A 25,238-nucleotide genomic window follows, 5' to 3' on the forward strand; every position below is an offset into this window, starting at 1 on the left:
CGTCCATCCTACGGGGGCGCACTGACTGCGAGGCACCGCTCAGTACACAGGAAGCGTGCGCGGACCGAGGTCGTCGCGGGCGGGCGGGGGCGCGAGCCGCACGGAGGCGCCGAGCGCGCTCAGCCCGTGCGGGGCCACGACGACGGGCTCCAGGGACACGGAGACGACCTCGGGGTGGTCGTCGACAAGGCGTGACAGGCGCAGCAGCAGTTCCTCCAGGGCCGCCGTGTCCGCCGGCGCGGAGCCCCGCCAGCCGAAGAGGAGCGGTGCGGTCCGGATCGACCGGACCAGCGAGGCCGCGTCCCGGTCGGTGACCGGAATCAGTCGGTGCGCGGTGTCTCCGAGCAGCTCCGAGGGGGCCCCGGCGAGCCCGAAGGAGAGCACCGCTCCGGCCGCGGGGTCGATGACCGCCCGTACGACCGTGTCGACTCCGCGCGGTGCCATCGCCTGGACCACCGGGCGCAGTTCCTCGGGCGTCCCGAAGAGGCCGGTCAACTCGGCGTACGCCCGGCGCAGTTGCTCCTCGTCCGCAAGATCCAGCCGTACGCCCCCGAGGTCGGCGCGGTGGCGCAGGTGGGGGGCGGTGGTCTTGAGCGCCACGGGGTAGCCGAGGCGATCCGCGGCGGCGACGGCCTCGTCGGGTGTGGGCGCGGGGAGGGCACGGCGGACGTCGATGCCGTACCGCCCGAGCAGGGCGCAGGTGTCCTCGGGGCCGAGGGTGAGGCCGCCCATGCCGCCGTCACCGAGCAGTCCGTCGATCTGTTCGGCGGCGCCCTTCTCGTCGATGTCCTCGTACTCGGGGACGCGACCGGGGTCGGCGGCCTCGCGCCGCCACTGGCCGTATCTCACGGCCTCGGCGAGGGCGCGGACGGCTCGCTCGGCGGCGGGGTAGGCGGGGATGAGACGGGAGTCGGCCTCGGCCTCGGGGACTTCGGCCACCGTCGGCGGGCGGTCCGCCGGGCGGATGGGGTGGTTGCTGCCCGAGAACGGGGGCGCTGCGGGAGCCGCCTGGGGCGCGGTGCTTGCGGCCGCGGACAGCGCCTCCGCGAGGCCGCCCAGCTCGACGTGGACCACGAGGACCGGCTTGGCGGGAGCGGCGGCGGAGGCCGAGCGCAGCGCCTCCGCCAGGGCGGCGTCGGCCGTGGAGGCCTCCCCCACCGCCGGAATCGCGGTGACCACCACGGCGTCGCAGGCGTCGTCGGCCAGCGCGTGCGTCAGCGCGGCGCGGAAGTCCTCGGCCGAGGCGGCCGTGGTCAGGTCCACCGGGGGCAACGGTCGCAGCCCCTCGGCGAGGCACGCGTCGTACGTCAGCAGCCCGAGGGACTCGGAGTTCCCGAGGATCGCCACCCGGGGGCCGGTCGGCAGGGGCTGGCGCGCCAGGAGCAGGCCCGCGTCGACCAGCTCGGTGATCGTGTCCACCCGGATGACGCCGGCCTGCCGCAGCAGCGCCGACACCGTCGCGTGCGGCAGCCGGGTGGCCCGGACGGCATGTCCCTGGGGCGCGGCACCGCCGTGCCGTGCGCCCTGGACGACGACCAGCGGCTTCGCCGCCGCGGTGCGCCGCGCGAGGCGGGTGAACTTCCTCGGGTTGCCGATGGATTCGAGGTACATGAGGGCTACATCGGTGTCGGGGTCCTCGTACCAGTACTGAAGGACGTCGTTGCCCGACACGTCCGCGCGATTGCCCGAGGAGACGAACGTCGACACGCCGGTCACGCCCGTGACCCCGCCGCCGCGCCGGTGCAGCCGGGACAGCAGCGCGATGCCGATGGCGCCGGACTGCGCGAACAGGCCGATCCGTCCGGCGCGCGGCATCTCCGGTGCGAGCGAGGCGTTGAGCCGCACCTCCGGGGAGGTGTTGATGACTCCGAAGGCGTTCGGTCCGATGATCCGCATCCCGTACGTACGCGCCTGGCGCACGAGCTCGCGCTGGCGCTCCCTGCCTTCGGGGCCGCTCTCGGCGTACCCCGCGGAGACCACGACGAGCCCCTGCACCCCGTGTTCACCGCACTCGGCGACGACCTCGGGGACGCGCTCGGACCGGACGGCGACGACGGCGAGGTCGACGGGCTCGGGGATGTCACGGACGGAGCGGTAGGCCGGCACTCCGCCGAGCTCCTTCTCCTGAAGTGCTCCGTTCACCGCGTACAGGCGCCCGGTGAATCCCGCTTCGCGGAGGTTCTCCAGGACGCTGCGGCCCACTCCCCCGGGTGTGCGGCCCGCGCCGATGACGGCGACCGAGCCCGGCGCGAGGAGGCGGGCCACCGAGCGCCCCTCCGCCCGCTGCTCCCGCGCGCGCTGCACTGCGAGCGAGCGGTCGGTGGGCTCCAGGTCGAACTCCAGGCGTACGACGCCGTCCTCGAAGTGGCGCTTCTGCTGGTACCCGGCGTCCGTGAACACCTTGATCATCTTGTTGTTGGCGGGCAGCACCTCGGCGGCGAAGCGGCGGATGTCGCGCTCACGGGCGACGGCCGCGATGTGCTCCAGGAGGGCCGATGCCACACCGCGGCCCTGGTGGGCGTCCTGCACGAGGAAGGCGACCTCGGCCTCGTCCGCGGGGGACGATGCGGGGAGGCCGTCGGCGTTGATGCGGTCGTAGCGTACGGTGGCGATGAACTCGCCGCCGACCGTGGCCGCGAGTCCCACCCGGTCCACAAAGTCGTGGTGCGTGAAGCGGTGGACGTCCTTGGCGGACAGGCGCGGATACGGCGCGAAGAAGCGGTAGTACTTCGACTCGTCGGACACCTGCTCGTAGAAGCTGACCAGGCGGTCGGCGTCGTCGGCCGTGATCGGCCGGATGCGCGCGGTGCCGCCGTCGCGCAGCACGACGTCGGCCTCCCAGTGAGCGGGGTACTCGTGCCGGTCCGGCGAGGTCTGCATGGGGCCCAGAGTACGGCTCGGGTCCGACAACGGCCGGTCGTCGTCCCGGGGGTTCATGTCCCGGGCCCGGTCGCGGGTCCGGGTCCCCGGGTTCGCCTCCGAGGGGTTCACGTCCCGGCGACGGCGGGCTCGCGTCCGACAGGGGCGCGAGGCAGTCTTGGGGGACCGAAGCCGCCTCGGGCCCGGAATCCGCATCCGCTCGGGGCACGCTTCACGATATGGAACAATGGTCTAGACAACCGTGAGACACCTGAAGGGCAGCATCACATGGCTGAGCGCCGCGTCAACGTCGGCTGGGCCGAGGGCCTTCACGCCCGTCCCGCCTCCATCTTCGTCCGGGCCGCCACGGCTTCCGGCGTCCCCGTGACGATCGCCAAGGCCGACGGCAACCCCGTCAACGCCGCCTCGATGCTCGCGGTTCTCGGCCTGGGCGCCCAGGGTGGCGAGGAGATCGTCCTGGCCTCCGACGCCGAGGGCGCGGACGCCGCGCTCGACCGCCTGGCGAAGCTGGTCGCCGAGGGCCTTGAGGAGCTTCCCGAGACCGTCTGATCTCGCGGACCACATACGGCGGAGCCGCGTCCACCCATGCCGGGGGACGCGGCTCCGCCGTTTCCGTCTGCGCGGCGAGCGGCACGGTTCGAGCGTACGTGCCGTGCGCGACACTTTTCCCACGACCGCGTCGGCGTTTTGTCCGTACGTCGCGTCGGCGCGCGGCTTTCCGCCGCGCCGTCGGCATCGTCCGGAATTTCTTCGCCTGCCCTCGCGCCGAGTTCCACTCACGCGGTTCCGCGCATGCGGAAATCACGTGCGCGGGAATTCTCGGCACGTGGAGAAAAGGGGCAGCAGAAATAGACCCCTACGAATAACTCTCTTTGTATACGGCGCCACTGTTAATGCCGCAGGCCCGCCGTGTTTACGGGATGTTGCGAAGTCCTCACACGCTCCGCGCGGTCACCGCCGCCGGGAAAGCGCAGCCGGTGCGCGGCCATCGCCCGCTCGGTGTGCAGCGCCGTGATCGCCCTGGCCCGGTCGTTGTCGCCGCGCGCGACGGCGTCCACGATGGCGCCGTGCTCGGCCCAGGACTCGGCGGGATGGGCGGGCGCCTCGACCGAGTACATCCAGGCGATCTTGTGCCGCAACTGGGCGAGCGTGGAGGTCAGTGCGGGGCTTCCGGAGGCCTGTGCGAGCGTCTCGTGGAACCAGCCGCCCAGTGAGCGCAGATCCTCGCTGTTGCCCCTCCTGGCGCGCTCCTGGCCCAGCCTGACCAGGCCGCGCAGCACCTTGAGGTGCGCCTCGGTGCGGCGCTGGGCGGCCCGCGCGGCCCCCAGCGGCTCCAGCAGCATGCGCATCTCCAGGAGGTCGGCGGCCTCCTGCTCGGTGGGTTCCGCGACGCACGCGCCCGCGTGCCTGCGCGTGACGACGAATCCCTCCGCCTCCAGGGTGCGCAGAGCCTCCCGCACGGGGACCCGCGAGACGCCGTACCGGCGCGCGAGCAGTTCTTCGGTGAGCCGGCCGCCGCGCTCGTAGACACCCGCGACGATGTCGTCACGGATCGCCGTGCATACCGAGTGCGCGGGAATACGCATGACCCGACCTCCGCCTTAACCCCCGCGAAACGCGGTCGATTGACGCTTGTTCGGTGACTCTATTGCAGAGAGCGGGAAATTCCGATGGCGGACCGGAATCCGTGGATATTTTTTGGACACACCTCGCTTCTGAACAGGCAGTCGTCCGGTACGAAGTCGGTCGAGAAGTGGTCGAGATGCCATCAGGAAGTGATCAGGACCGCGCGAAGGCCCCGGCTCGGTGAGCCGGGGCCTTCGGGACAGTGCCGCGCCTGGAGGGCCGTCGCGCGGAGGGCTGCCGTGTGGAGGGCCGTCGCGTGGGGAGCTGTCGCCCTCCGTCAGACGTTCACGCCGTGCTGGCGCAGGTACCCGAGCGGGTCGATGTCCGAGCCGTACTCCGCGCTCGTCCGCGCCTCGAAGTGCAGGTGCGCCCCGGTGACGTTGCCGGTCGCCCCGGAGAGGCCTATCTGCTGGCCGGGCGTGACCGTCTGACCGACCGAGACACCGAGGAACGACATGTGCCCGTACTGGGTGTAGGTGCCGTCGTTCATCTTGATGACGACCTGGTTGCCGTACGCACCGCCCCAGCCGGCCTCCACGACGGTGCCGGCGCCCACCGCGTGCACGGCGGTGCCGCTGGCGGCGTGGAAGTCGATGCCGGTGTGGCTGCCGGAGGACCAGACGGCGCCGCCGGCCTTGTAGCCGGTGGAGACGTACGAACCGGAGATGGGCGCGGTGTACGACTTCAGCAGCCGCTCGCGCTCGGCCGCGCGGGCGGCGCGGGCCTTGACCTCGCGCTCCTTCTTGGCCTTCTCCGCGGCTTCCTTGGCACGCTCCTTGGCGGCGGCCTCGGCCTTCTCGCGGGCGGCGGTCTCGTCGGCGGCCTGCTGCTGGGCGGCGGCCTGTGCGTCGATCTGGTCGGCGACCGAGTCGCCGATGGTGATCGCCTGGGTCAGGGTCTGCTCTGCGGGGCTCTCGGCGGCGAGTGCGGGAGCAGCCAGGGTGCCGACGACACCGGTGGTGGCGAGTGCGGCGACGCCGACGGTCCGGTTGGTCGTGCGCTTCATGCGGCTGGGACGACGGTGCTTCCCGGTGGCGCGGGTGAACGCCATGAAGTGGCTGGTCCTTTCCTTCCTTCTCGCCTACCGGGTTAGCTGACGGGTTCGGAGCAGGAAGGTCTCCTACGGACCCCCTTCGGGAAGGGCGTCCGATTCACCCCAGGGACTACATATGGGTCCCCGGCTCCCCTGGCTCGCGCCGTACGGGGACTCGGCGATGACTGTCCGGTGCCGCGGGCGCGGCGCACTGCCTGACGAACAGCCGGACCGACGCTAAGCGGGGCGTCTTTCAATCAACAAACGGATCAAGGGTTTTGTAGCGCATGCCACAGGGCAGACGGGCAACCTCTCTACCAATACGGACAACTCGCCGATCGAGTGCTGAAGTCCGGGCAAAAGGAGAACCCAGGCGACTCCTCAGTCACCTGGGTTCTCCATGGAGAAGCGTTGTACTGCTCCGCTCTACTCCGCCGTCACGACGCTGACTTCGCCGATTCCGAGGGCCCGGACCGGCTCCTCGATCTGCGCGGCGTCACCGACGAGGACGGTCACCAGACGGTCCACCGGGAAGGCGCTCACGGCGGCCGCGGTGGCCTCCACGGTGCCGGTCGCGGCGAGCTGCTGGTACAGCGTCGCCTGGAAGTCGTCCGGCAGGTACTGCTCGACCTGGTCGGCGAGAGTGCCCGCGACGGCGGCCGCCGTCTCGTACTTCAGGGGTGCCACGCCCACGAGGTTCTGCACGGCGATGTCGCGCTCGGCGTCGGTGAGTCCCTCGGCCGCGAGCGTGCGCAGCACCTTCCAGAGGTCGTCGAGCGCCGGGCCGGTGTTCGGGGTGTCCACGGATCCGCTGATGGCGAGCATCGCGGCGCCCGTCCCGTCCGGCGCGGAGCGCAGCACCTGGCCGAACGCCCGCACACCGTAGGTGTATCCCTTTTCCTCGCGCAGGACGCGGTCCAGGCGCGAGGTGAGGGTGCCGCCGAGGCAGTACGTGCCGAGCACCTGGGCGGGCCACACGCGGTCGTGCCGGTCGGCGCCGACGCGGCCGATGAGCAGCTGCGTCTGGACGGCTCCGGGACGGTCGACGATGATCACGCGGCCGGTGTCGTCGGCGGTCACCGGCGGAATGGGGCGGGCCTCGGCCTGCGATCCCGTCCAGGCGCCGAGCGTGTCCCCGAGCAGCGCGTCGAGGTCGACGCCCGTGAGGTCGCCGACCACCACGGCGGTCGCGGTGGCGGGGCGTACGTGCTTCTCGTAGAAGGCGCGGACGCCCGCCGAGTCGATCGAGGTGACCGTCTCCTCGGTGCCCTGGCGCGGGCGCGACATGCGCGAGGTCGCCGGGAAGAGCTGCCGGGAGAGCTCCTTGGCCGCGCGGCGGGCCGGGTTGGCGGTCTCGTGCGGGATCTCGTCGAGCCGGTTGCGCACCAGCCGCTCGATCTCGCTGTCCTCGAAGGCGGGTGCCCTGAGGGCGTCGGCGAGCAGACCGAGCGCCTTGGGGAGCCGGGAGACGGGGACTTCGAGGCTGATCCGTACGCCCGGGTGGTCGGCGTGCGCGTCGAGGGTGGCGCCGCAGCGCTCCAGCTCGGCGGCGAACTCCTCGGCGGAGTGCTTGTCGGTTCCCTCGGTGAAGGCACGCGCCATGATCGTGGCGATGCCGTCCAGGCCCTTCGGCTCGGCCTCCAGCGGGGCCGCCAGGAGGATCTCGACGGCGACGACCTGCTGGCCGGGGCGGTGGCAGCGCAGCAGGGTCAGGCCGTTGTCGAGCGCGCCGCGCTCGGGGGCCGGGAAGGCCCAGGGCCTGGCCTCGCCGGCCTGGGGCTGCGGGTGGAATTCCATCGTGGCGAGCTCGGTCACTTGGCCGCCTCCTCGTCGGTGTCGTCAGCGGCGTCGGTCTCTTGGGCCTCTTCGGCGACGGTCGGCTCGTAGACCAGCACCGCGCGGTTGTCGGGGCGCAGGCGGGCCTTGGCGACCTCCTGGACCTCCTCGGCCGTGACGTCGAGAACGCGCTGGACGGCCGTCAGGGCGAGCTGCGGGTCGCCGAACAGCACCGCGTACCGGCACAGTTCGTCGGCGCGGCCCGCGACCGTGCCGAGGCGGTCCAGCCACTCGCGCTCCAACTGGGCCTGGGCGCGCTCCATTTCCTCGGCGGTGGGGCCCTCCTCGGCGAACCGGGCGAGCTCCTCGTCGACGGCGGTCTCGATCACCGGCACCTCGACGTCGCCGGACGTCTTCACGTCGAGCCACCCCAGGGAGGGTGCTCCCGCGAGGCGCAGCAGGCCGAACCCGGCCGCGACGGCGGTGCGGTCGCGGCGTACGAGCCGGTTGTAGAGCCGGGACGACTCGCCGCCGCCGAGCACGGTCAGGGCCAGGTCCGCCGCGTCGCACGCGCGCGTGCCGTCCTCCGGAAGCCGGTAGGCGGCCATCAGCGCGCGGGCCGGGACCTCCTCCTCGACGACCTCGCGCAGCTGCTCGCCGATGGTCTCGGGCAGCGCGCCGTCGCGCGGGGCGGGCTTTCCGTCGTGGCCCGCGATCGAGCCGAAGTACTTCTCGACCCAGGCGAGCGTCTGCTCCGGGTCGATGTCTCCGACGATCGAGAGAACGGCGTTGTTGGGCGCGTAGTAGGTGCGGAAGAACGCGCGCGCGTCCTCCAGCGTGGCCGCGTCCAGGTCCGCCATCGACCCGATGGGGGTGTGGTGGTAAGGGTGGCCCTCCGGGTAGGCGAGGGCGGTCAGCTTCTCGAAAGCGGTGCCATAGGGGACGTTGTCGTAACGCTGCCGGCGCTCGTTCTTGACGACGTCCCGCTGGTTCTCCATGGACTCGTCGTCGAGCGCGGCGAGCAGCGAGCCCATGCGGTCGGCCTCCAGCCAGAGGGCGAGCTCCAGCTGGTGCGTGGGCATGGTCTCGAAGTAGTTGGTGCGCTCGAAACTGGTCGTGCCGTTGAGCGAACCGCCCGCCCCCTGCACCAGTTCGAAGTGACCGTTGCCCTTCACCTGACCCGAGCCCTGGAACATCAGGTGCTCGAAGAGGTGGGCAAGTCCGGTGCGGCCCTTGACCTCGTGGCGCGAACCGACGTCGTACCAGAGGCACACCGCCGCGACCGGGGTCAGGTGGTCCTCGGAGAGCACCACACGCAGGCCGTTGGCCAGGCGGTGCTCGGTCGCTGTCAGGCCGCCGGAACCGGCCTCAGCTGTGGCCGTGTGACCCATGGGCATGTACGTCCCTTCGATCGCGGAAAACTGCTGAATTCCTGCTAGTCATGCCACTGTATGCAAGCGCGCGGACAGCTGGCGAAGTTCCCGCGGCGCGTACGCCGAGAGCGAGCACGCGGGCGGCGCCGGGAGCCCGTACGCTCGTGCGGCCGCACGGCCTCCGAAGCCCTGTGCGGGCACGCGGCTCCGCCGCTTCCGAGGCCTGTGGAAAAGGCCGAGAAGGCGGCCCGCGACGCCTGTTGGGGCGGCCGGACACCCGGCTCTGGAGGCCCGTACGGACGGGTCGTGGTCCGCGTTGTCAGTGGGCCGGTCCACAATGGAGCCCGTCAGAACCCGTTCATGCCCCGGCAGAGACTGTGAAGGAGTCGCAGCAGCGATGGCCCGCCGCAGCACGAAGACCCCGCCGCCAGACGACTTCGAGGAGCGCATCCTCGACATCGACGTCGTCGACGAGATGCAGGGCTCCTTCCTCGAGTACGCGTACTCGGTCATCTACTCCCGAGCCCTGCCGGACGCCCGCGACGGCCTCAAGCCGGTGCATCGCCGCATCGTCTACCAGATGAACGAGATGGGCCTGCGTCCCGACCGCGGCTATGTGAAGTGCGCCCGCGTCGTCGGCGAGGTCATGGGTAAGCTCCACCCCCACGGCGACGCGTCGATCTACGACGCCCTGGTCCGCCTGGCCCAGCCCTTCTCCATGCGGTTGCCCCTGGTCGACGGCCACGGCAACTTCGGTTCGCTGGGCAACGACGACCCGCCTGCCGCCATGCGGTACACCGAGGCGCGGATGGCCGACGCGACGTCCCTGATGACGGAGTCGATCGACGAGAACACGGTCGACTTCTCCCCGAACTACGACGGCCAGGAGCAGGAGCCGTCGGTCCTCCCGGCCGCCTACCCGAACCTCCTGGTCAACGGCTCGTCGGGCATCGCGGTCGGCATGGCGACGAACATGGCGCCGCACAACCTCGGCGAGGTCATCGCCGCCGCCCGTCACCTGATCCGCCACCCCGGCGCCGATCTCGAGACGCTCATGAAGCACGTCCCGGGCCCCGACCTGCCCACGGGCGGCCGCATCGTCGGCCTCACCGGCATCAGGGACGCGTACGAGACGGGCCGCGGCACGTTCAAGATCCGCGCGACGGTGTCCGTGGAGAACGTGACAGCGCGCCGCAAGGGCATCGTCGTCACCGAGCTGCCGTTCACCGTCGGCCCGGAGAAGGTGATCGCCAAGATCAAGGACCTGGTCGGCTCGAAGAAGCTGCAGGGCATCGCGGACGTCAAGGACCTCACCGACCGTGCGCACGGCCTGCGTCTGGTCATCGAGGTCAAGAACGGCTTCGTGCCCGAGGCCGTCCTGGAGCAGCTCTACAAACTGACGCCGATGGAGGAGTCCTTCGGCATCAACAACGTGGCGCTGGTGGACGGCCAGCCGCTCACGCTGGGCCTCAAGGAACTCCTGGAGGTGTATCTCGACCACCGTTTCGAGGTCGTGCGCCGCCGCAGCGAGTTCCGCCGCACCAAGAAGCGCGACCGGCTGCACCTGGTCGAGGGCCTGCTCGTCGCCCTGCTGGACATCGACGAAGTCATCCGTCTCATCCGCTCCAGCGACAACTCCGCCCAGGCCAAGCAGCGCCTGATCGAGCACTTCTCGCTGAGCGAGATCCAGACGCAGTACATCCTGGACACGCCGCTGCGCCGGCTCACCAAGTTCGACCGCATCGAGCTGGAGACCGAGCGCGACCGGCTCAACGGCGAGATCGACGAGCTGACCGGCATCCTGGAGTCGGACGCCGAGCTGCGCAAGCTGGTGTCGTCCGAACTGGCCGCGGTGGCCAAGAAGTTCGGCACCGAGCGGCGTACGGTCCTGCTGGAGTCCGCCGGTTCCGCCGCCACGACCGTGCCGCTCCAGGTGGCCGACGACCCGTGCCGCGTGCTCCTGTCGTCGACGAAGCTCCTCGCGCGTACGGCCAACGGTGACCCCTTCGGGGAGAGCGAGGGCAAGCGCGCCAAGCACGACCTGATCCTCTCCGCCGTTCCGGCGACGGCACAGGGCGAGATCGGCGCGGTCACGTCCGCCGGCCGGCTGCTGCGGATCAACGTCATCGACCTCCCGCAGCTGCCCGACACCACGGCGGCGCCCAACCTCTCGGGAGGCGCGCCGGTCTCGGAGTTCCTGACCCTGGAGGGCGACGAGGACATCGTCTGTCTGATGACGCTCGACGAGTCGTCACCGGGGCTCGCCCTCGGCACACAGCAGGGTGTCGTCAAGCGCGTGGTGCCCGACTATCCCTCCAACAAGGAGGAGCTGGAGGTCATCACGCTCAAGGACGGTGACCGTATCGTCGGCGCGGCCGAGCTGCGCACGGGCGAGGAGGACCTGGTCTTCATCACCGACGACGCCCAGCTGCTGCGTTACCAGGCCTCCCAGGTCCGCCCCCAGGGCCGGCCCGCGGGCGGTATGACGGGCATCAAGCTCACGGACAACACCAAGGTGATCTCGTTCACGGCGGTGGACCCGGCCGTGGACGCGGTGGTGTTCACGGTGGCGGGCTCGCGCGGCACGCTGGACGACTCGGTCCAGACGACGGCCAAGCTGACGCCCTTCGACCAGTACCCGCGCAAGGGCCGCGCCACGGGTGGCGTGCGCTGCCAGCGGTTCCTGAAGGGCGAGGACTGCCTCAGCCTCGCGTGGGCAGGCCCCGCGCCGGCCCGGGCCGCGCAGAAGGACGGCACGCCCGCGGAGCTTCCCGAGATGGACCCGCGAAGGGACGGCTCGGGCGTCTCACTGGCGAAGACGGTTTCGGTGGTAGCCGGCCCGGTCTAGACGTCGTAGGCACCCGGCAGGTCGGCGCCTCGGTCCCGACCGTCCGGGCCCTGCGCCGCCTCCGCCTCCTGCGCCCCCTCCCGCTCCTGTACGTAGCGGAGGACGCCCCACATGCTGTGCTCGTCGGCGTGTGGGGCGTCCTCTTTGCACGCCTCCAGCTCCTTGCCGAGGGCGAGGGCGTCGATGCCCGAGCCGATGAGGACGAGCTGGCTGAGGCGCTCGCCCGGGGCCCAGGGCTCCGGGTAGAAGCGCAGGAAACGACCGACGGCGTGCACGGCGTACCGGTTGCGGGGGTCGGCGGGGCCGAAGTCGACGTACCCCTTGATGCGGTAGAGACCCTCGGGCTTGCTGTCGAGGAAGTCCATCAACCGCCTGGGACTGAGGGGCACTTCGGAGGTGAAGGAGACGGACTCGTAGGCGGAGTGCAGATGGCTGTGATGGCCGTGATGGCCGTGGCGATCGGGGTCGTCGTGGCGGTCGGGATGGTCGTGGGAGCCATGGCACTGGGGAGACCCATCCTGCTCGCCCTCGCCCTCGCCCTCCTCGTGCCGGTGCAGGTCGTCGAGCCGGTTCAGGTCGTCGAAGGAGAGCTGCCCGATGCGCTCCTCCGTGGGCCTGCGGTCGAAGAGGAACTCGGGGTCGATCCGCCCGTACGAGGCGGACACGACGGCGGCGGCGCGGTCGGTGAGGGACCGGACGAGGCCGATCACACGGTCGGGATCCGTCGCGCGGTCCGCCTTGTTGACGACGACCAGATCGGCGATGGCGAGGTGCCGGTCGATCTCGGGATGCTTCTGGCGGGTCGCGTCGAACTCCGCGGCGTCGACGACCTCCACGAGCCCGCCGTAGACGATGCGCGGGTTCTCGCTGGCCAGGAGCATCTTGACCAGCTCCTGGGGCTCGGCCAGCCCGCTCGCCTCGATGACGATGACGTCGATCCGGGCGGAGGGTCGAGTGAGCCGGTCCAGGAAGACGTCGAGCTCGCTGGCGTCCACGGCGCAGCACAGACACCCGTTCCCCAGGGAGACGGTGGAGTCGCCGAGTGCCCCGGCCACGGCCATCGCGTCGATCTCGATGGCGCCGAAGTCATTGACGATCGCCCCGATACGACTGCCTCCGCTGCGGTGCAGGAGATGGTTGAGCAGGGTGGTCTTGCCGGAGCCCAGGAAGCCGGCGAGGACGACGACCGGGATCTGCTGGGGGCTCGCCTGACTCAACGCGCGACCTCTCTCACACCAATGCGTACACCGGCTCACGGACCGGCTCTCACGACGGGAAACGAATGCTCACTCAGGATACGAGCCGGTGGAAAGCCCTCGAAGTGAACGATTGTTAGCGGCGCTCGCGGGGCACACGTCTGGCATGGCGCCGAGTTGCGCGACCCGCGCTTCCCTCCGTGCGCCTCCTCTCCGCCTCCCTGCCGATCAGAGCCGCTCGGCACCCTGGGAGACGGCAAGCGCGCCGCCCACCGCTCGCCGGTCCGCCCCCTGGCGACCCACACCGACGACCGGCGGACGGTCGCCTGATTCGGGGGTTGACATGGTCACACAATCTGGGAAGCAAAGGCTGAGCTCCGCGGTCACAGCGGGGCTCGCGTTTGCAGCGGGGGCACTCGCAGCGCTGGCCGCCCAGCAACGCCGGTACGAGGAACTGCGGCTGCGGGTCGCGGAAGTCGAGCGGAGTGACAGGCAGGCCATGCTGACCGAGCAGCAGCGTCTGCAGTTCTACCTGCTGAGCAGGGCGATGGAGGACCCCGATCTGGCCGCCGTCTACAGCAACGTCCAGGTGGACTCACCCACACAGCGGCGCCAGTACCTCTTCGCCAACGCGCTCTACACCAACGCCCTGCTTGCCTACCGCGTCGGCGTCGTCAACTGGGAGGAGTTGCACGGCCACCTTCGCATGATCTGCCTCAACCCCATTTTTCGGGACTACTGGGAGGCGCACCGACCCCATCGGGCCAGCCTTGAGGACAACTCAGAGGAGGCCAGGGTCGGCCGAATGGTGGACGTCCTGATCCGCGATTTGGACGAGGCGGACACCGAAGAGTGGTGGGTGGTGGGCGAACCGCCGCTGGAATAGAGAGAGTTGACGCGACATCAACGCTGGCGTGCCGACTTGACCGCTCGTCAACTCGCACATGCCAATCGGACCCCTCCGCCAAGATCGACTCAATCCTCGTTGTACGATCCCGCCCCGAATCATCTATCACTCCAGAGGACAGGGATCCCTTTGAAGATCGTGCGCCGCATCGGTGCGTCCCCACGCGAACGAGGCAGTCTGTCCGGCGACTCGTGTCCGGACATTTTTGAACTCAGCGACGGGAACTTCGCAGTCATCGGAACAGAGGCCACCGCGGCGCTCGACCAGGAACTTCCCCCGGACGCGGCACGCGCGGACTATGAACGCATCGTCATCGTCAGCAGAGAGACGCTGGTCCGCGCCAAGGCGGACATCCCCGACGCGTAACGCGACCACAGGGCTGTCATAAGGACGATCCCGTCAACTGTTGAGGTCCATCCGGTCACCCCGTTGAGGTTCGCCTCCGGGAGACGGTGCCGTTCCAGCCCGCCCCACACACCCACCACGCCCCGCGCACCACTCCCTGACGACAGGGGCCCACCGAGAAGGCCGGCGCCTACCTCGCCGCCCGCTCGATCCAAGCTTCCCGAGGTCCGGCACCTGAACGGTGCCGGACCTCGCGCGTACACACCGCATGCCGTGCCCTACGTCGAATGCGTGACCCTCAAGCCACCGCTGGCACCGCAACCGGCGCCCCCGGACCCACATACCGTGCCGCCGGGCGGATGATCTTCGGGTCCTCCGCCTGTTCGAGGATGTTGGCGCTCCAGCCGACGACGCGGGCCGCGGCGAAGGTCGGTGTGAACATCTCGCGTGGCAGGCCGCAGAGTTCCATGACGACGCCCGCGTAGAACTCCACGTTCGTGTGGAGTTCCCGGCCGGGCTTGAGCTCCGCGAGGATCGCTTCCACGTGGCGTTCGACCTCGACCGCGAAGTCGACCAGGGGACCGCCGAATTGCTGGGCGATGCCGCGGAGCATGCGCGAGCGGGGGTCCTCGGTGCGGTAGACGGGGTGCCCGAAGCCCATGATGCGGTCGCCGGCGAGGACGCGTTCACGGATCCAGGAGTCGATGCGGTCGGGAGTCCCGATCGCGTCGAGGGTGTCCAGGGCCCGACTCGGGGCGCCCCCGTGGAGCGGACCGGAGAGGGCTCCCACCGCGCCGACGAGACAGGCCGCCACATCCGCCCCCGTCGACGTGATCACCCTCGCCGTGAATGTTGATGCATTGAATCCATGGTCAATGGTCGAGATCAAGTACTGCTCGATCGCCCTCGCCCGGTCCGCGTCCGGTTCCGAACCCGTCAGCATGTAGAGGTAGTTGGCGGCGTAGGGCAGATCGTCACGCGGCTCGATCGGTTCGAGGCCCTGCCCGAGCCGGTGGAGCGCCGTCAGCAGCGTCGGCACGGCCGCCGACGCGGCGAGCGCGTCCGCTCGGCGCTGCTCGGCGTCAATGTCGTACACCGGCCGGAACCCCAGCGCCGCACCGAGCAGCGACAACGCGGTGCGCATCCCGGCGAGCGCCCCCGACCCTCCACTGGCCGCGGCGATCGCGGGCAGTACGGCCCGCACCTCCACCGGCAGCCGCCGCAGTTCCGCCGTCCGCGCGAGAAAGGCGGAACGCTGCGTCGCGTCCGGCAGTTCACCGTGCACCAGCAGATGCCACACGTCCTCGAAGCCGCGGGTCCGTGCGAGGTCGACGGCCGAGTACTGGCGATAGTGATAGAACCCCTCGACCCCCCTGACGTCACCCAGCACGGTGTCGGTGACAACGACGCCCGCGAGTCCTCGCGGTACGTCGACAGAGGCGGTCGCGGCCCGGTTGATCGGCATGTTTCCTCCCTGGACTTGATTCGACTGTCCATGCTTGACTCAATTCCTGTCAATATTGATTGAATCAATACTCAACTGCACGGATACGGTGATACTCATGACGGATCAAGAACCGGCCCTCGCGTACGACACGCGGCGGATCAGCACCAAGCAAGCCGCCGAACTGCTCGGGGTGAAGCCCGAGACGGTCTACGCGTATGTGAGCCGCGGCCAGCTCAGCAGCCGACGCAGCACGGGCGGCCGGGGCAGCACCTTCGACGCAAAAGAGGTGGAGGCGCTCGCGCGTCGCAACAGGCGCGAGCCGGCCGAGAGTTCACCGGCCGCCGGCAAGCTCTCCGTACGCACCCGCATCACCTTGATCGACAAGGACCGGTACTACTTCCGAGGCGTCGACGCGACCGAACTGGCCTCGCGCCACTCCTACGAAGAGGTCGCCGAGTGGCTGTGGACGGGCGTCCTGCGCCCGGGTGTCACGTTCACAGCACCGGAGGCATCCGTCGCCGTCGCCCGTCGCGCCGTCGACGCGCTGCCGGAGCACACCGGCCCGACCGACCGGCTCCGCGTAGCGGCCATCGCCGCGGCGACCGCCGACCCGTTGCGCTTCGACCTCTCCGAACAGGCCGTGCTCGGCACGGCCCGCACGCTGATCCCGACGCTCGTCGACGCCCTGCCCACCAAGGGGCACGCCCCTCGGGACGGAGGCTCGCTCGCACACCGCCTGTGGGCCCGGCTCAGCGGCCGCGAAGCCGACGAGGCATCCCTGCGCGCCCTGGACACCGCGCTCGCGCTGCTCGTCGACCACGACCTGGCCGCCTCGACGCTGGCGGTCCGGGTCGCCGCATCGGCCCGCGCCCACGCGTACGCCGCCGTCTCGGCGGGCCTCGGCGTCCTCGAAGGCCCGTTGCACGGAGCGGCCAGCGGCCTGGCACACCGGATGCTGCTCGACGTCCTGGACCGGGGTACGGCGGCCCCGGTGGTCGCGGACGAGCTGCGGGCCGGGCGCCGCGTCCCAGGGCTGGGTCACCGCATCTACCCCGGCGAGGACCCACGCGCGCGGGTGCTGTTCGGCCTCCTGGAGGAGGTCCCCCGCGCAGCCCCCGCCCTGGCCGCGGCCCGCGACATCGTGGACACCACTGCCCGCCACGCACCCCTGCATGCCAACGTCGACCTGGCCCTCGCCGTCCTCACGGCCACGTCCGGCATGCACGCCTCGGCGGGCGAGACGATCTTCGCCGTGGCCCGCACGGCAGGCTGGATCGCCCATGTGCTGGAGGAGTACGACGAGGCCCCGCTGCGCATGCGCCCGAGCGGACACTACGTAGGCGCACGGCCCCCTCAGCCACTTCCGCAGCCACTTCCGGAGCAGTGACACCACCCGCCCGGAAGTCACCCCGATCAAGTCAGGTTAGGCTCACCTCTGTGAGTACGTGCGCGAAGGTCTCACGGGACCTGGAGGAGCCCCTCGCGGGGACCGCCGCCACCGCGAGGACGTGGCTGCTGGTCGAACAGCCCGGCCCCTGGGGCGCCAAAGCGCTGACATCGAGCCACCTGGACCCCGCGCTCGGCCGGGCGCTCGAGAAGGCCGCCGAGGGCACCGGCGTACGCATCGCGCTGATCCGCCGCCCGGGCCGCCACGCCGACTGCCACACGGTCGCCGAGCGCCAGGTGTACGCGGCCCACACCACTCCGGGAAACGTATGGCTGCACAAGGCCACCACGTCTGCTCCCGAGCGACTACTCGAACTTGACTTCACCGAGCTCGGCGAGGGCCTGCCCGGGACGTTCGACGCGACTCTCGACGGCGCCCCGCACACCGGCGACCCGCTCGCGCTCGTGTGCACGAACGGCAGGCGCGACCGCTGCTGCGCCCTACTGGGCCGCCCCCTCGCCGCCGAACTCGCCGCCTCGGGAGTGGACGGCATATGGGAGGTCACGCACCTGGGGGGCCACCGCTTCTCCCCCACCCTCCTCGTACTGCCGTTCGGATACGCGTACGGGCGAGCCGAGGCCCATGCCGTCAAGGAGATCCTCCAGGGCGTACGGGAGGGCCGTGTCGTCACCGAAGGGTGCCGTGGGAGCTCTGCCTGGGAACGCCCGGGCCAGGCTGCCGAGCTGGCCGTACGCACGGCGGCGCACGAGGACACCGCAGGCGCGCTGAGCGTCGTCCGTACGGAGGGTTCGGCGCCCCGCTGGGAGGTCACGGTCGCCCACGCCGACGGCCGCCACTGGCTCGTCACGGTCGCCCAGGGCGCGGCCCTGCCGCCCCGCCCCGAGAGCTGCGGCTCGGCTCTCGGCTCTCCGGCCCGGATGGACGTGATGGCGGTGCGCGAGCTGTCCCGTACGGCTGTCGCGCACCCCACGGGCCACTGACCGCCCCTCCCAAACGAGATCCACGCCACACCCCCTACGGCACCGTGCGCCCCTCCCCGTACCGTCGTAGGCATGAGCCCCACTCCCCCTCGACGACTCCGCCTGGGCATGCCGAAGCGGATGTTCTCGCAGGTGCTGCTGATGCAGGTGGCGATCGCCGCCGGGGTCGCCGTCCTCGCGACCGGACTGTTCCTCGCTCCGCTGAGCGAACAGCTGGACGACCAGGCGATGCGCCGCGCTCTCGCGATCGCGCAGACCACGTCGGCGCAGCCGAGGCTCGCCGAGGAGCTGAAGTCGACACCGGCCTCGGCCGACGGGCCCGTACAGGCCGAGGCGGAACGGATCCGCAAGGCCAGCGGAGCCGAGTACGTCGTCGTGATGGACGTCCACGGCACCCGCTGGTCGCACACGAACCCCGCCGAGATCGGCGGGCACGTCTCGACCGATCCCAGGTCCGCCCTGTCCGGCCGGGAGGTCATGGAGATCGACAACGGCACCCTGGGCCGCTCGGCGCGCGGCAAGGTCCCGTTGCGCGACACCGACGGCCGGATCGTCGGCGCGGTCTCGGTCGGCATCGAGTACGACAGTGTGCGCGCCCGCCTCATCCACGCGATCCCCGGGCTCTTCGCGTACGCCGGAGGAGCCCTGGCCGTGGGCGCGCTGGCCGCCTATCTGATCTCACGGCGGGTGCAGCGGCAGACCCGTGACCTGGCCTTCTCGGACATCGCCGGGCTCCTGGCGGAGCGCGAGGCGATGCTGCACGGCATCAGGGAGGGCGTCGTCGCGCTGGACCGGGACGGCAGGATCCGGCTCCTCAACGACGAGGCCCGGCGCCTGCTCGGGATCGGCGACGAGGCCGTCGGACAGCCCCTCGACACCGCGCTCGGAGAGGGCCGTACGACCGATGTGCTGGCCGGGACCGTCACCGGAACCGATCTTCTCACCGTCCGCGGCCAGCGTGTGCTGGTCGCCAACCGCATGCCCACCGACGACGGCGGTGCCGTCGCCACCCTGCGCGACCGCACCGAACTGGAGCAGCTGGGCCGCGAACTCGACTCCACGCGCGGCCTGATCGACGCCCTGCGCGCCCAGGACCACGAACACGCCAACCGCATGCACACACTGCTCGGGCTGCTGGAGCTGGAGATGTACGACGACGCCGTGGAGTTCGTCGGCGAGGTGGTAGGTGACCACAGGGCGACCGCGGAACAGGTCACGGAGAAGATCCATGACCCTCTGCTCGCCGCCCTCCTGGTGGGCAAGGCCACCGTCGCGGCGGAACGCGGAGTGGCTCTGTGGATCTCGGACGCGACGCTGTTCCCCGACCGGTTGATCGATCCGAGAGGGCTGGTCACGATCGTCGGGAACCTCGTCGACAACGCGCTCGACGCAGTCGCGGGCACTCTCCACGCGCGCGTGGAGGTCGAATTGCGCGCGGAAGGGCGCACGGCCGTCCTGAGAGTGCGGGACACAGGGCCCGGAATTCCTGCCGAACAGCGTGAGTTGATCTTCACGGACGGGTGGTCCACGAAGAAGCCCCCGGCCCACAGAAAGCGCGGGATCGGCCTCTCCCTGGTGCGCAGGCTCGCCGAGCGGCAAGGTGGCAGCGCCCGGGTCTCGGAGGCGGACGGCGGAGGCGCCGAGTTCACCATCGTGCTGCCGGAGGCACTGGCGGAGCCGGGACTCGCTCCGGAGCCCACGACCGGCCTCGTACTGAAGAGTGCCGCCACGACCGTCAACGAGGAGTCGAGATGATCGAGGTACTGGTCGTGGACGACGACATCCGGGTCGCCCGGGTCAACGCCGCCTACGTGGAGAAGGTCGCGGGCTTCCATGTCGCGGGCGAGGCGCACTCCGCGGCGGAGGCGCTGCGGCAGCTGGAGGCGCTGCCCCGGCTGGACCTGGTGCTCCTCGACCACTACCTGCCGGACGAGACGGGCCTCGCGGTCGTCCAGGAGATGCGCAGACGCGGCCATCAGGCCGATGTGATCATGGTGACCGCTGCCCGTGACGTCTCCACGGTCCAGGCGGCGATGCGGCAGGGCGCGCTCCAGTACCTGGTGAAACCGTTCGCCTTCGCCGGACTGCGCGCCAAGCTGGAGGCGTACGCGGATCTGCGCCGCACCCTCGACGGCGGCGGCGAGGCCGAACAGGCCGAGGTCGACCGGATCTTCGGCGCCCTGTCCGCGGGCTCGGAGCCCGGTCTGCCCAAAGGGCACTCCCCCACCACCGCGGAGGCCGTACGCCGGGCGCTGGTGACCGCGGAAGGCCCTCTGTCGGCCCAGGAGATCGCCGACCGGACCGGACTCAGCCGCCAGACCGCCCAGCGCTATCTGAAGCTCCTGGAGCGCACGGGACGGGCCACGCTGACCCTCAAATATGGTGACGCGGGCCGCCCGGAGCACCGTTACGTCTGGGCGACCCGCGCCTGAGGACACGGCCGCGGTACGGGGGAAGCGACCGCACCCGCCTGCGTACGGCTGTCAGGGGAGTTCAGCCGTGCGCAGGAGCTCAGCCCGCGGTCGGGGGAGACCGCTGGTCGGGGGGTTCAGTTCACGCTGGTCGGGGGTTCAGTCCACGACCTTGTCCACGAACTCCGTGGTGTACGTCCTGCTGAGGTCCACGTCGGCGTTCTTGATGTCGGGGTTGAACGCCTTGAGGACCTTCTCGACGGTCTTGGGACCGTCCTCGGGCATCACACCGTCCTGGGTGAACATCGGCATGGTGCTCTGGATCGCGCTGGCGTAGAGCGTCCCGTTGCCCTTCGAGTAGTCGTCCGGCATCTCGTCGGCGATCTCACTGGCGCTGTGCCCGGCCATCCACTTGAGCGTCTTCACGAAGGCGTTGGCCAGCTTCTGGACCGTCTCCTTGTTGTCGTTCACCCAGTCCGTCTGCATGTAGAGGCTGGACGACGGGTACGCGCCGCCGAGCGCCTCGTCGGAACCCTGCGGGGTGCGCATGTCGAGGAGCACCTTGCCGCTGTTCTCCGCCAGGATCGTGGCGACGGTCGGGTCGGTCGTCATGCCGCTGTCTATGTCGCCCTTCTTCAGCGCGGAGATGAAGCTCTCTCCCGCGCCGACCGGGACGGTCTTGAACTCGCTGACGGACACACCGTTCTTGACGGCGAGATACTTGGTGAGGAAGTCGGTCGAGGAACCGAGGCCGGTGACGCCGAGCCTCTTGCCCTTGAAGTCCTCCGGTGAACTGATCTCGGTCGCCGCCTTGTCGGAGACGATCTGGACCTCGCCGGGCGCGTGCGAGAACTGCACCACCGACTGGACTTCCTCGCCCTTGACCTGCAGATCGAGGGTGTGGTCGTAGAAGCCGACGGCTCCCTGCACCTGCCCGGCGACGAGCGCCGTCTCGGCCTCCACACCGGCATGCTCGCCCAGCAGCTCCACGTCCAGGCCCTCGTCATCGAAGTAGCCGAGCCGCTCGGTGAGCATCGCGGGCAGGTAGATGACCTTGTCCAGGCCGCCGACCATGATTTTGACGCTCTCCCCCTTGCCGCCCGCCTCGTCGGCGGCGGCCGATCCGGCCACGTCGTTGGCGCAGGCGGTGAGCGAGGAGAGGACAAGCAGGCCGGCGGCTGCCAGCGACCCGTGTCTGAGGGTCTTGGGCATGTTCGTTCACGTCCTTGTGAAGAAGGCGGTGCGGGGAAAACGAGCGCCCTGGAGAGACCGGTGACGGGGAACCGGCCGCTCCCCCAAGAGACCGACGCCGAAGGAGAACCGGTGTCCTGAAGAGGGCTGTCTGCGAAATGCGCCCCCTAGGGAGGGGCTCAACGAAAACGGGGACCTAGGAGGGGCATTTGGGGCTGTGCGTGCCCTGAGAAGGGAGTTCGGCTCTCGGTCTACAACGGCGTCCACCTGGAGCTACGACGCTCGGCGGACGTGGGCAACCCCTCCTGGAGCGTCACCCGGCAGGCACTCGCTCCCAGGGACCGCGCGTCGCCTGCCAGGGGCAGCAGGCGGGGGACGGCGACAACAGCCCCGCTTCCGAGGGCGGCCCGCGCGCGGAAGCCCGTAGGGGCCGTCTTGGCACGCTCGGCAGCCTCGGGGGCCTTGGCAGCGGCTGACGCGGTCAGCGTCCAGCGGATGACCGAGTCGCGCGTGTCCTCCCGTGGGTCGAGCGATTCGTCCGGCACCACGGCTTCGCACTCCAAAAGTTCTTCGAGACCGCTGACGAGGGTCGGTGTGGTCGACCTGCCTCGGCCCGTGGGGGCCACGACGGCTGTGAACCCGCAGCGTCCCACGGTCGGATCGAGTCCGATGGCGGCCGTGTGCAGTTCCCCCGACGGGGTTGTGAAGACCTTGCGCACGCCTCGCGGTGCGACGGCGGGGCCGGTGTCTGCGCTCATGCCCCGCGACCGTAGCCCTGGCCCGCATCACGACATCAGTCTTGTGTGCGCAAGGCGTTCTTCTGATTACAGAAGGGTGTTGTGCTCTTTCTGCTCACTCCACAACACTGGGGCCGACAGCACGGGCTCACCGCTCGCCCGGCTCGGGGAGAGAGGCCCGATGATTGACGTCCTGGTCGTGGACGACGACTTCCGTGTCGCCGAAATCAACGCCAAGTTCGTGGGGAAGGTTCCCGGCTTCCGGGTGGCCGCCCGTGCGCACAGCGCCGCCCAGGCCCTGGACGCGGCGGGCCGGGAGCCCGTCGACCTGATCCTGCTCGACCACTATCTGCCCGACCGGACGGGCCTCGAACTCGTCCAGCAGATGCGGGAACTGGGCATGGGCGCGGACGTCATCATGATCACCGCGGCCGGCGACGTGGAGACCGTACGGGCCGCGATGCGTCTGGGTGCTCTGCACTACCTGGTCAAGCCGTTCACATTCGCAGCGCTGCGAACGCGGCTCGAGTCGTACGCCGCACTGCGCCGCACCGTCGACAGAGTCAGCGACCAGGGCGTGGCAGGGCAGGAACAGGTCGACCGCATGTTCGGCGCCCTGCGTACGACGCCCGCCCCCTCCTCGCCGGGTCTGCCCACCGGCCACTCGGAGCCGACCACGGACCTGATCTGCACTGTCCTCCACCAGGCCGACCACCCCCTTTCGGCCCACGAGGTCGCCGCCGAGACGGGCCTCAGCCGCTCCACCGCCCAGCGCTACCTCCGCCACCTGGAACAGGCGGGCCGCCTCCGGCTCTCACTCAAGTACGGGGACACAGGGCGTCCGGAACACCGCTACGCGTGGGTTGCGCCTTGAGCCGGTGAACCCGTAACCCTGCCGGACCGCCACGCAGGCCTCACGGGCCTTCTGGCCTCGCCTGAAGGCGTCCCGCCGGGCCTCCCCTTCGCCACCCCGTCGGTCAGACCGCTCCCGCCCCCGTAAGCGCCCGTACCTCGGTCTCGGCGTGCTTGGCCTCGTCCGGCGGCTCCGCCGAGGTGACCGTGCCGAGCCAGCCCGCCAGGAAGCCGAGCGGGATCGACACCAGGCCCGGGTTCTCCAGCGGGAAGTACTGAAGGTCGACTCCCGGGAACAGCGACGCGGGGCTGCCCGTCACCACCGGAGACAGCACGACGAGCACCAGAGCCGGCACCAGGCCCCCGTACACGGACCACACCGCGCCGCGTGTCGTGAAGTTCCGCCAGAACAGCGAGTACAGCAGCACCGGCAGGTTCGCCGACGCGGCGACGGCGAAGGCAAGCCCCACCAGGAAGGCCACATTGAGGTCGCGCGCGAGCAGGCCCAGCGCGATGGCGACGACACCGATACCGACCGCGGCGGTCCTCGCCACGGCCACCTCGCTGCGCGGCTTCGCCCGCCGACGCAGCGAGGCGTACAGGTCGTGGGCCACGGACGCCGAGGAGGCGAGCGTGATTCCGGCGACCACCGCGAGGATCGTGGCGAAGGCGATCGCGGCGACGATCGCGAACAGAACCGTTCCTCCGGTGGAACCGGCGCCACCGCCCAGATCGAGTGCCAGCAGCGGAACCGCCGTGTTCCCGGCCGCGTTCGACCCGCGTACGGCATCGGGGCCGACGATCGCCGCCGCCCCGAACCCCAGCACGATCGTCATCAGGTAGAACCCACCGATCAGACCGATCGCCCAGACGACCGAGCGCCGCGCGGCTCGCGCGGTCGGCACGGTGTAGAAGCGCGACAGAATGTGCGGCAGCCCCGCCGTGCCCAGCACGAGCGCGAGTCCCAGGCTGATGAAGTCCAGGCGCGCGGTCCAGTCCCCGCCGTACCTCAGCCCCGGCGCGAGGAACGACATCCCGTGCCCACTCCGATCCGCCGCCGCACGCAGCAACCGGTCGAAGTCCCCGTGGAACCGCATCAGGACGAGCACGGTCAGCGCGATCGCTCCGCCCATCAGCAGGACCGCCTTGACGATCTGGATCCACGTGGTGGCCCGCATCCCTCCCATCGACACATAGATGACCATCAGCGCCCCGACGCCAATGACCGTCCAAGCCTGCGCCGCCTCGCTCGTACCGCCCAGCAGCAGCGCGACCAGGCTGCCCGCACCCACCATCTGCGCCACCAGGTACAGAACGGACACGGTCACCGAAGAGGTTCCCGCAGCGATCCGCACCGGTCGCTCCTTCATGCGGGCCGCGACGACGTCCGCGAGCGTGAACCGCCCGCAGTTGCGCACCAGTTCGGCGACAAGGAACAGCACGACGAGCCAGGCGACGAGAAAGCCCACCGAGTACAGCAGCCCGTCATAGCCGAAGAGCGCGATCAGCCCCGAGATACCGAGGAAGGACGCGGCGGACATGTAGTCGCCCGCGATGGCAAAACCATTCTCCATGGGCGAGAAGAGCCGTCCGCCCGCGTAGAACTCCTCCGCCGAACCATGCCGGTGGCGGCTCACCCAGGTCGTGATCCCCAGGGTGACCGCGACGAACGCGCTGAACAGCAGCAGCGCCAGCGTCTGATGGTTCCCGGTCACCGGCCACCACCCGCGACGCTTCGCGTCAGCTCCTGTGTGTCCCAGCGCAGATCGAGCGCCGCCCGGTCTCTGCGCAGCCTCGCGTGCCGTGCGTACGCCCAGGTGAACAGGAACGTCGTGAGGAACTGCCCCAGCCCCGCGAGCATCGCCACGTTCACCGCGCCGGCTACGGGTTGCGCCATGAACTCCGGAGCCGTCGTCGCCGTCACCACATAGCCCACGTACCAGGTGAAGAAGACGGCGACGGCCGGGACCACGAACCTCCGGTACCGGCTGCGCACCTCCTGGAAGGCCGCGCTGCGCTGCACCTCCAGATAGACGTCGGCCGCACGGGCGGTCCGGTCCTCCTGCTCCCCGCGCGCGGGCGGCACGGCGGGAGCGGGCGCGCCCGTACTGTCCAACTCGCCCCAGCCGGAGGCGAGCGCGTCGTACCAGGGGTCGTCGAACCGGACCTTTCCGGAGTCGGGACCGTCGTACTTCTCCACCGAACTCTCCTTGTCCGCTGCCCGTTTC

Annotated in this window: 19 protein-coding genes, 1 pseudogene and 1 riboswitch; of the genes and pseudogenes, 9 read left to right on the forward strand and 11 right to left on the reverse strand. The window is 70.4% G+C overall.

The window, feature by feature from the left end:
- Positions 1-39: 39 nt before the first annotated feature.
- Entirely contained in the window at positions 40-2,880 is a 2,841-nt protein-coding gene (locus tag JEQ17_RS13260; RefSeq protein ID WP_200395456.1) for a bifunctional acetate--CoA ligase family protein/GNAT family N-acetyltransferase, read from the reverse strand.
- Positions 2,881-3,147: 267 nt separating this feature from the next.
- Between JEQ17_RS13260 and JEQ17_RS13265 the strand changes: the two genes are divergently transcribed.
- Positions 3,148-3,429, forward strand: a complete 282-nt coding sequence (locus JEQ17_RS13265; RefSeq protein WP_003981826.1) for an HPr family phosphocarrier protein — start codon at positions 3,148-3,150, stop codon at positions 3,427-3,429.
- Positions 3,430-3,770: 341 nt separating this feature from the next.
- Here JEQ17_RS13265 and JEQ17_RS13270 read toward each other — a convergent pair whose 3' ends face one another.
- The 4 genes from JEQ17_RS13270 to JEQ17_RS13285 all read right to left on the reverse strand — a co-directional run bounded on the left by JEQ17_RS13270 (position 3,771) and on the right by JEQ17_RS13285 (position 8,712).
- Positions 3,771-4,466 (reverse strand): GntR family transcriptional regulator, encoded by a 696-nt coding sequence (locus tag JEQ17_RS13270; RefSeq protein WP_200395457.1) that lies wholly within the window; start codon positions 4,464-4,466, stop codon positions 3,771-3,773.
- Between the two features lie 317 nt (positions 4,467-4,783).
- Positions 4,784-5,557 carry a M23 family metallopeptidase gene (locus JEQ17_RS13275; protein WP_200395458.1) on the reverse strand — a complete coding sequence of 258 codons (774 nt, stop codon included), beginning with the start codon at positions 5,555-5,557 and terminating at the stop codon, positions 4,784-4,786.
- Between the two features lie 12 nt (positions 5,558-5,569).
- A riboswitch (cyclic di-AMP (ydaO/yuaA leader) is annotated at positions 5,570-5,730 on the reverse strand.
- Positions 5,731-5,965: 235 nt separating this feature from the next.
- Positions 5,966-7,354 carry a M16 family metallopeptidase gene (locus JEQ17_RS13280; protein WP_200395459.1) on the reverse strand — a complete coding sequence of 463 codons (1,389 nt, stop codon included), beginning with the start codon at positions 7,352-7,354 and terminating at the stop codon, positions 5,966-5,968.
- Positions 7,351-8,712, reverse strand: a complete 1,362-nt coding sequence (locus JEQ17_RS13285; protein ID WP_200395460.1) for a M16 family metallopeptidase — start codon at positions 8,710-8,712, stop codon at positions 7,351-7,353. The genes JEQ17_RS13280 and JEQ17_RS13285 overlap by 4 nt, the downstream gene beginning before the upstream one ends.
- A 373-nt stretch (positions 8,713-9,085) precedes the next feature.
- Between JEQ17_RS13285 and JEQ17_RS13290 the strand changes: the two genes are divergently transcribed.
- Positions 9,086-11,536, forward strand: a complete 2,451-nt coding sequence (locus JEQ17_RS13290) for a DNA gyrase/topoisomerase IV subunit A (protein WP_200395461.1) — start codon at positions 9,086-9,088, stop codon at positions 11,534-11,536.
- Here JEQ17_RS13290 and JEQ17_RS13295 read toward each other — a convergent pair.
- Positions 11,533-12,753 (reverse strand): CobW family GTP-binding protein, encoded by a 1,221-nt coding sequence (locus JEQ17_RS13295; RefSeq protein WP_200395462.1) that lies wholly within the window; start codon positions 12,751-12,753, stop codon positions 11,533-11,535. The genes JEQ17_RS13290 and JEQ17_RS13295 overlap by 4 nt on opposite strands.
- Before the next feature lie 322 nt (positions 12,754-13,075).
- Between JEQ17_RS13295 and JEQ17_RS13300 the strand changes: the two genes are divergently transcribed.
- Together JEQ17_RS13300 and JEQ17_RS13305 are read left to right on the forward strand one after the other, a co-directional pair.
- On the forward strand, positions 13,076-13,618 hold the full coding sequence (locus JEQ17_RS13300) for a DUF6082 family protein (RefSeq protein WP_200395463.1): 543 nt from the start codon (positions 13,076-13,078) through the stop codon (positions 13,616-13,618).
- 150 nt (positions 13,619-13,768) lie between these two features.
- Positions 13,769-14,005, forward strand: a complete 237-nt coding sequence (locus tag JEQ17_RS13305) for a hypothetical protein (protein WP_143638156.1) — start codon at positions 13,769-13,771, stop codon at positions 14,003-14,005.
- A gap of 277 nt (positions 14,006-14,282) precedes the next feature.
- Here JEQ17_RS13305 and JEQ17_RS13310 read toward each other — a convergent pair whose 3' ends face one another.
- The gene (locus JEQ17_RS13310; RefSeq protein ID WP_200395464.1) at positions 14,283-15,449 is read right to left on the reverse strand and encodes a citrate synthase/methylcitrate synthase; all 1,167 of its coding nucleotides are present in this window, start codon (positions 15,447-15,449) and stop codon (positions 14,283-14,285) included.
- A 97-nt stretch (positions 15,450-15,546) separates the two neighbouring features.
- Here JEQ17_RS13310 and JEQ17_RS13315 point away from each other — a divergent pair, with 97 nt between their 5' ends.
- From JEQ17_RS13315 to JEQ17_RS13330, 4 genes are all read left to right on the forward strand, one after another.
- Positions 15,547-16,818, forward strand: a complete 1,272-nt coding sequence (locus JEQ17_RS13315; RefSeq protein WP_200395465.1) for a citrate synthase — start codon at positions 15,547-15,549, stop codon at positions 16,816-16,818.
- A 50-nt stretch (positions 16,819-16,868) separates the two neighbouring features.
- A complete protein-coding gene (locus tag JEQ17_RS13320; protein WP_200395466.1) occupies positions 16,869-17,819 on the forward strand; it encodes a sucrase ferredoxin in 951 nt (316 codons plus the stop codon).
- A gap of 72 nt (positions 17,820-17,891) precedes the next feature.
- Entirely contained in the window at positions 17,892-19,574 is a 1,683-nt protein-coding gene (locus JEQ17_RS13325) for a sensor histidine kinase (protein ID WP_200395467.1), read from the forward strand.
- Positions 19,571-20,251: a response regulator gene (locus JEQ17_RS13330; protein WP_200395468.1), complete on the forward strand. Its 681-nt coding sequence runs from the start codon at positions 19,571-19,573 to the stop codon at positions 20,249-20,251. The genes JEQ17_RS13325 and JEQ17_RS13330 overlap by 4 nt, the downstream gene beginning before the upstream one ends.
- A gap of 138 nt (positions 20,252-20,389) precedes the next feature.
- On the opposite strand, the gene JEQ17_RS13335 is transcribed toward JEQ17_RS13330, so the two are convergent.
- The gene (locus JEQ17_RS13335) at positions 20,390-21,442 is read right to left on the reverse strand and encodes an ABC transporter substrate-binding protein (RefSeq protein ID WP_200395469.1); all 1,053 of its coding nucleotides are present in this window, start codon (positions 21,440-21,442) and stop codon (positions 20,390-20,392) included.
- A 535-nt stretch (positions 21,443-21,977) separates the two neighbouring features.
- Positions 21,978-22,179: pseudogene (locus JEQ17_RS50015) on the reverse strand (ABC transporter ATP-binding protein); the annotation flags it as partial.
- Positions 22,180-22,339: 160 nt separating this feature from the next.
- Here JEQ17_RS50015 and JEQ17_RS13345 point away from each other — a divergent pair.
- Positions 22,340-23,032, forward strand: coding sequence for a response regulator (locus JEQ17_RS13345; protein WP_200395471.1), 693 nt, complete (start codon positions 22,340-22,342; stop codon positions 23,030-23,032).
- A gap of 103 nt (positions 23,033-23,135) precedes the next feature.
- Here the strand turns inward: JEQ17_RS13345 and JEQ17_RS13350 are convergent, their stop codons facing one another.
- A complete protein-coding gene (locus JEQ17_RS13350) occupies positions 23,136-24,725 on the reverse strand; it encodes a solute symporter family protein (protein ID WP_200395472.1) in 1,590 nt (529 codons plus the stop codon).
- On the reverse strand, positions 24,722-25,210 hold the full coding sequence (locus tag JEQ17_RS13355) for a DUF485 domain-containing protein (protein WP_234048188.1): 489 nt from the start codon (positions 25,208-25,210) through the stop codon (positions 24,722-24,724). Before JEQ17_RS13355 ends, JEQ17_RS13350 begins: the two co-directional genes overlap by 4 nt.
- Between the last annotated feature and the right edge of the window lie 28 nt (positions 25,211-25,238).

Origin of the sequence: Streptomyces liliifuscus (assembly GCF_016598615.1) — a bacterium.
GTDB lineage: Bacteria > Actinomycetota > Actinomycetes > Streptomycetales > Streptomycetaceae > Streptomyces > Streptomyces liliifuscus.

Coding starts and splice junctions, on each gene's coding strand:
- JEQ17_RS13260 (WP_200395456.1), bottom strand. CDS start 2,880: ATGCAGACCTCGCCGGACCGGCACGAGTACCCCGCTCACTGGGAGGCC.
- JEQ17_RS13265 (WP_003981826.1), top strand. CDS start 3,148: ATGGCTGAGCGCCGCGTCAACGTCGGCTGGGCCGAGGGCCTTCACGCC.
- JEQ17_RS13270 (WP_200395457.1), bottom strand. CDS start 4,466: ATGCGTATTCCCGCGCACTCGGTATGCACGGCGATCCGTGACGACATC.
- JEQ17_RS13275 (WP_200395458.1), bottom strand. CDS start 5,557: ATGGCGTTCACCCGCGCCACCGGGAAGCACCGTCGTCCCAGCCGCATG.
- JEQ17_RS13285 (WP_200395460.1), bottom strand. CDS start 8,712: ATGCCCATGGGTCACACGGCCACAGCTGAGGCCGGTTCCGGCGGCCTG.
- JEQ17_RS13290 (WP_200395461.1), top strand. CDS start 9,086: ATGGCCCGCCGCAGCACGAAGACCCCGCCGCCAGACGACTTCGAGGAG.
- JEQ17_RS13300 (WP_200395463.1), top strand. CDS start 13,076: ATGGTCACACAATCTGGGAAGCAAAGGCTGAGCTCCGCGGTCACAGCG.
- JEQ17_RS13310 (WP_200395464.1), bottom strand. CDS start 15,449: ATGCCGATCAACCGGGCCGCGACCGCCTCTGTCGACGTACCGCGAGGA.
- JEQ17_RS13315 (WP_200395465.1), top strand. CDS start 15,547: ATGACGGATCAAGAACCGGCCCTCGCGTACGACACGCGGCGGATCAGC.
- JEQ17_RS13325 (WP_200395467.1), top strand. CDS start 17,892: ATGAGCCCCACTCCCCCTCGACGACTCCGCCTGGGCATGCCGAAGCGG.
- JEQ17_RS13330 (WP_200395468.1), top strand. CDS start 19,571: ATGATCGAGGTACTGGTCGTGGACGACGACATCCGGGTCGCCCGGGTC.
- JEQ17_RS13335 (WP_200395469.1), bottom strand. CDS start 21,442: ATGCCCAAGACCCTCAGACACGGGTCGCTGGCAGCCGCCGGCCTGCTT.
- JEQ17_RS13345 (WP_200395471.1), top strand. CDS start 22,340: ATGATTGACGTCCTGGTCGTGGACGACGACTTCCGTGTCGCCGAAATC.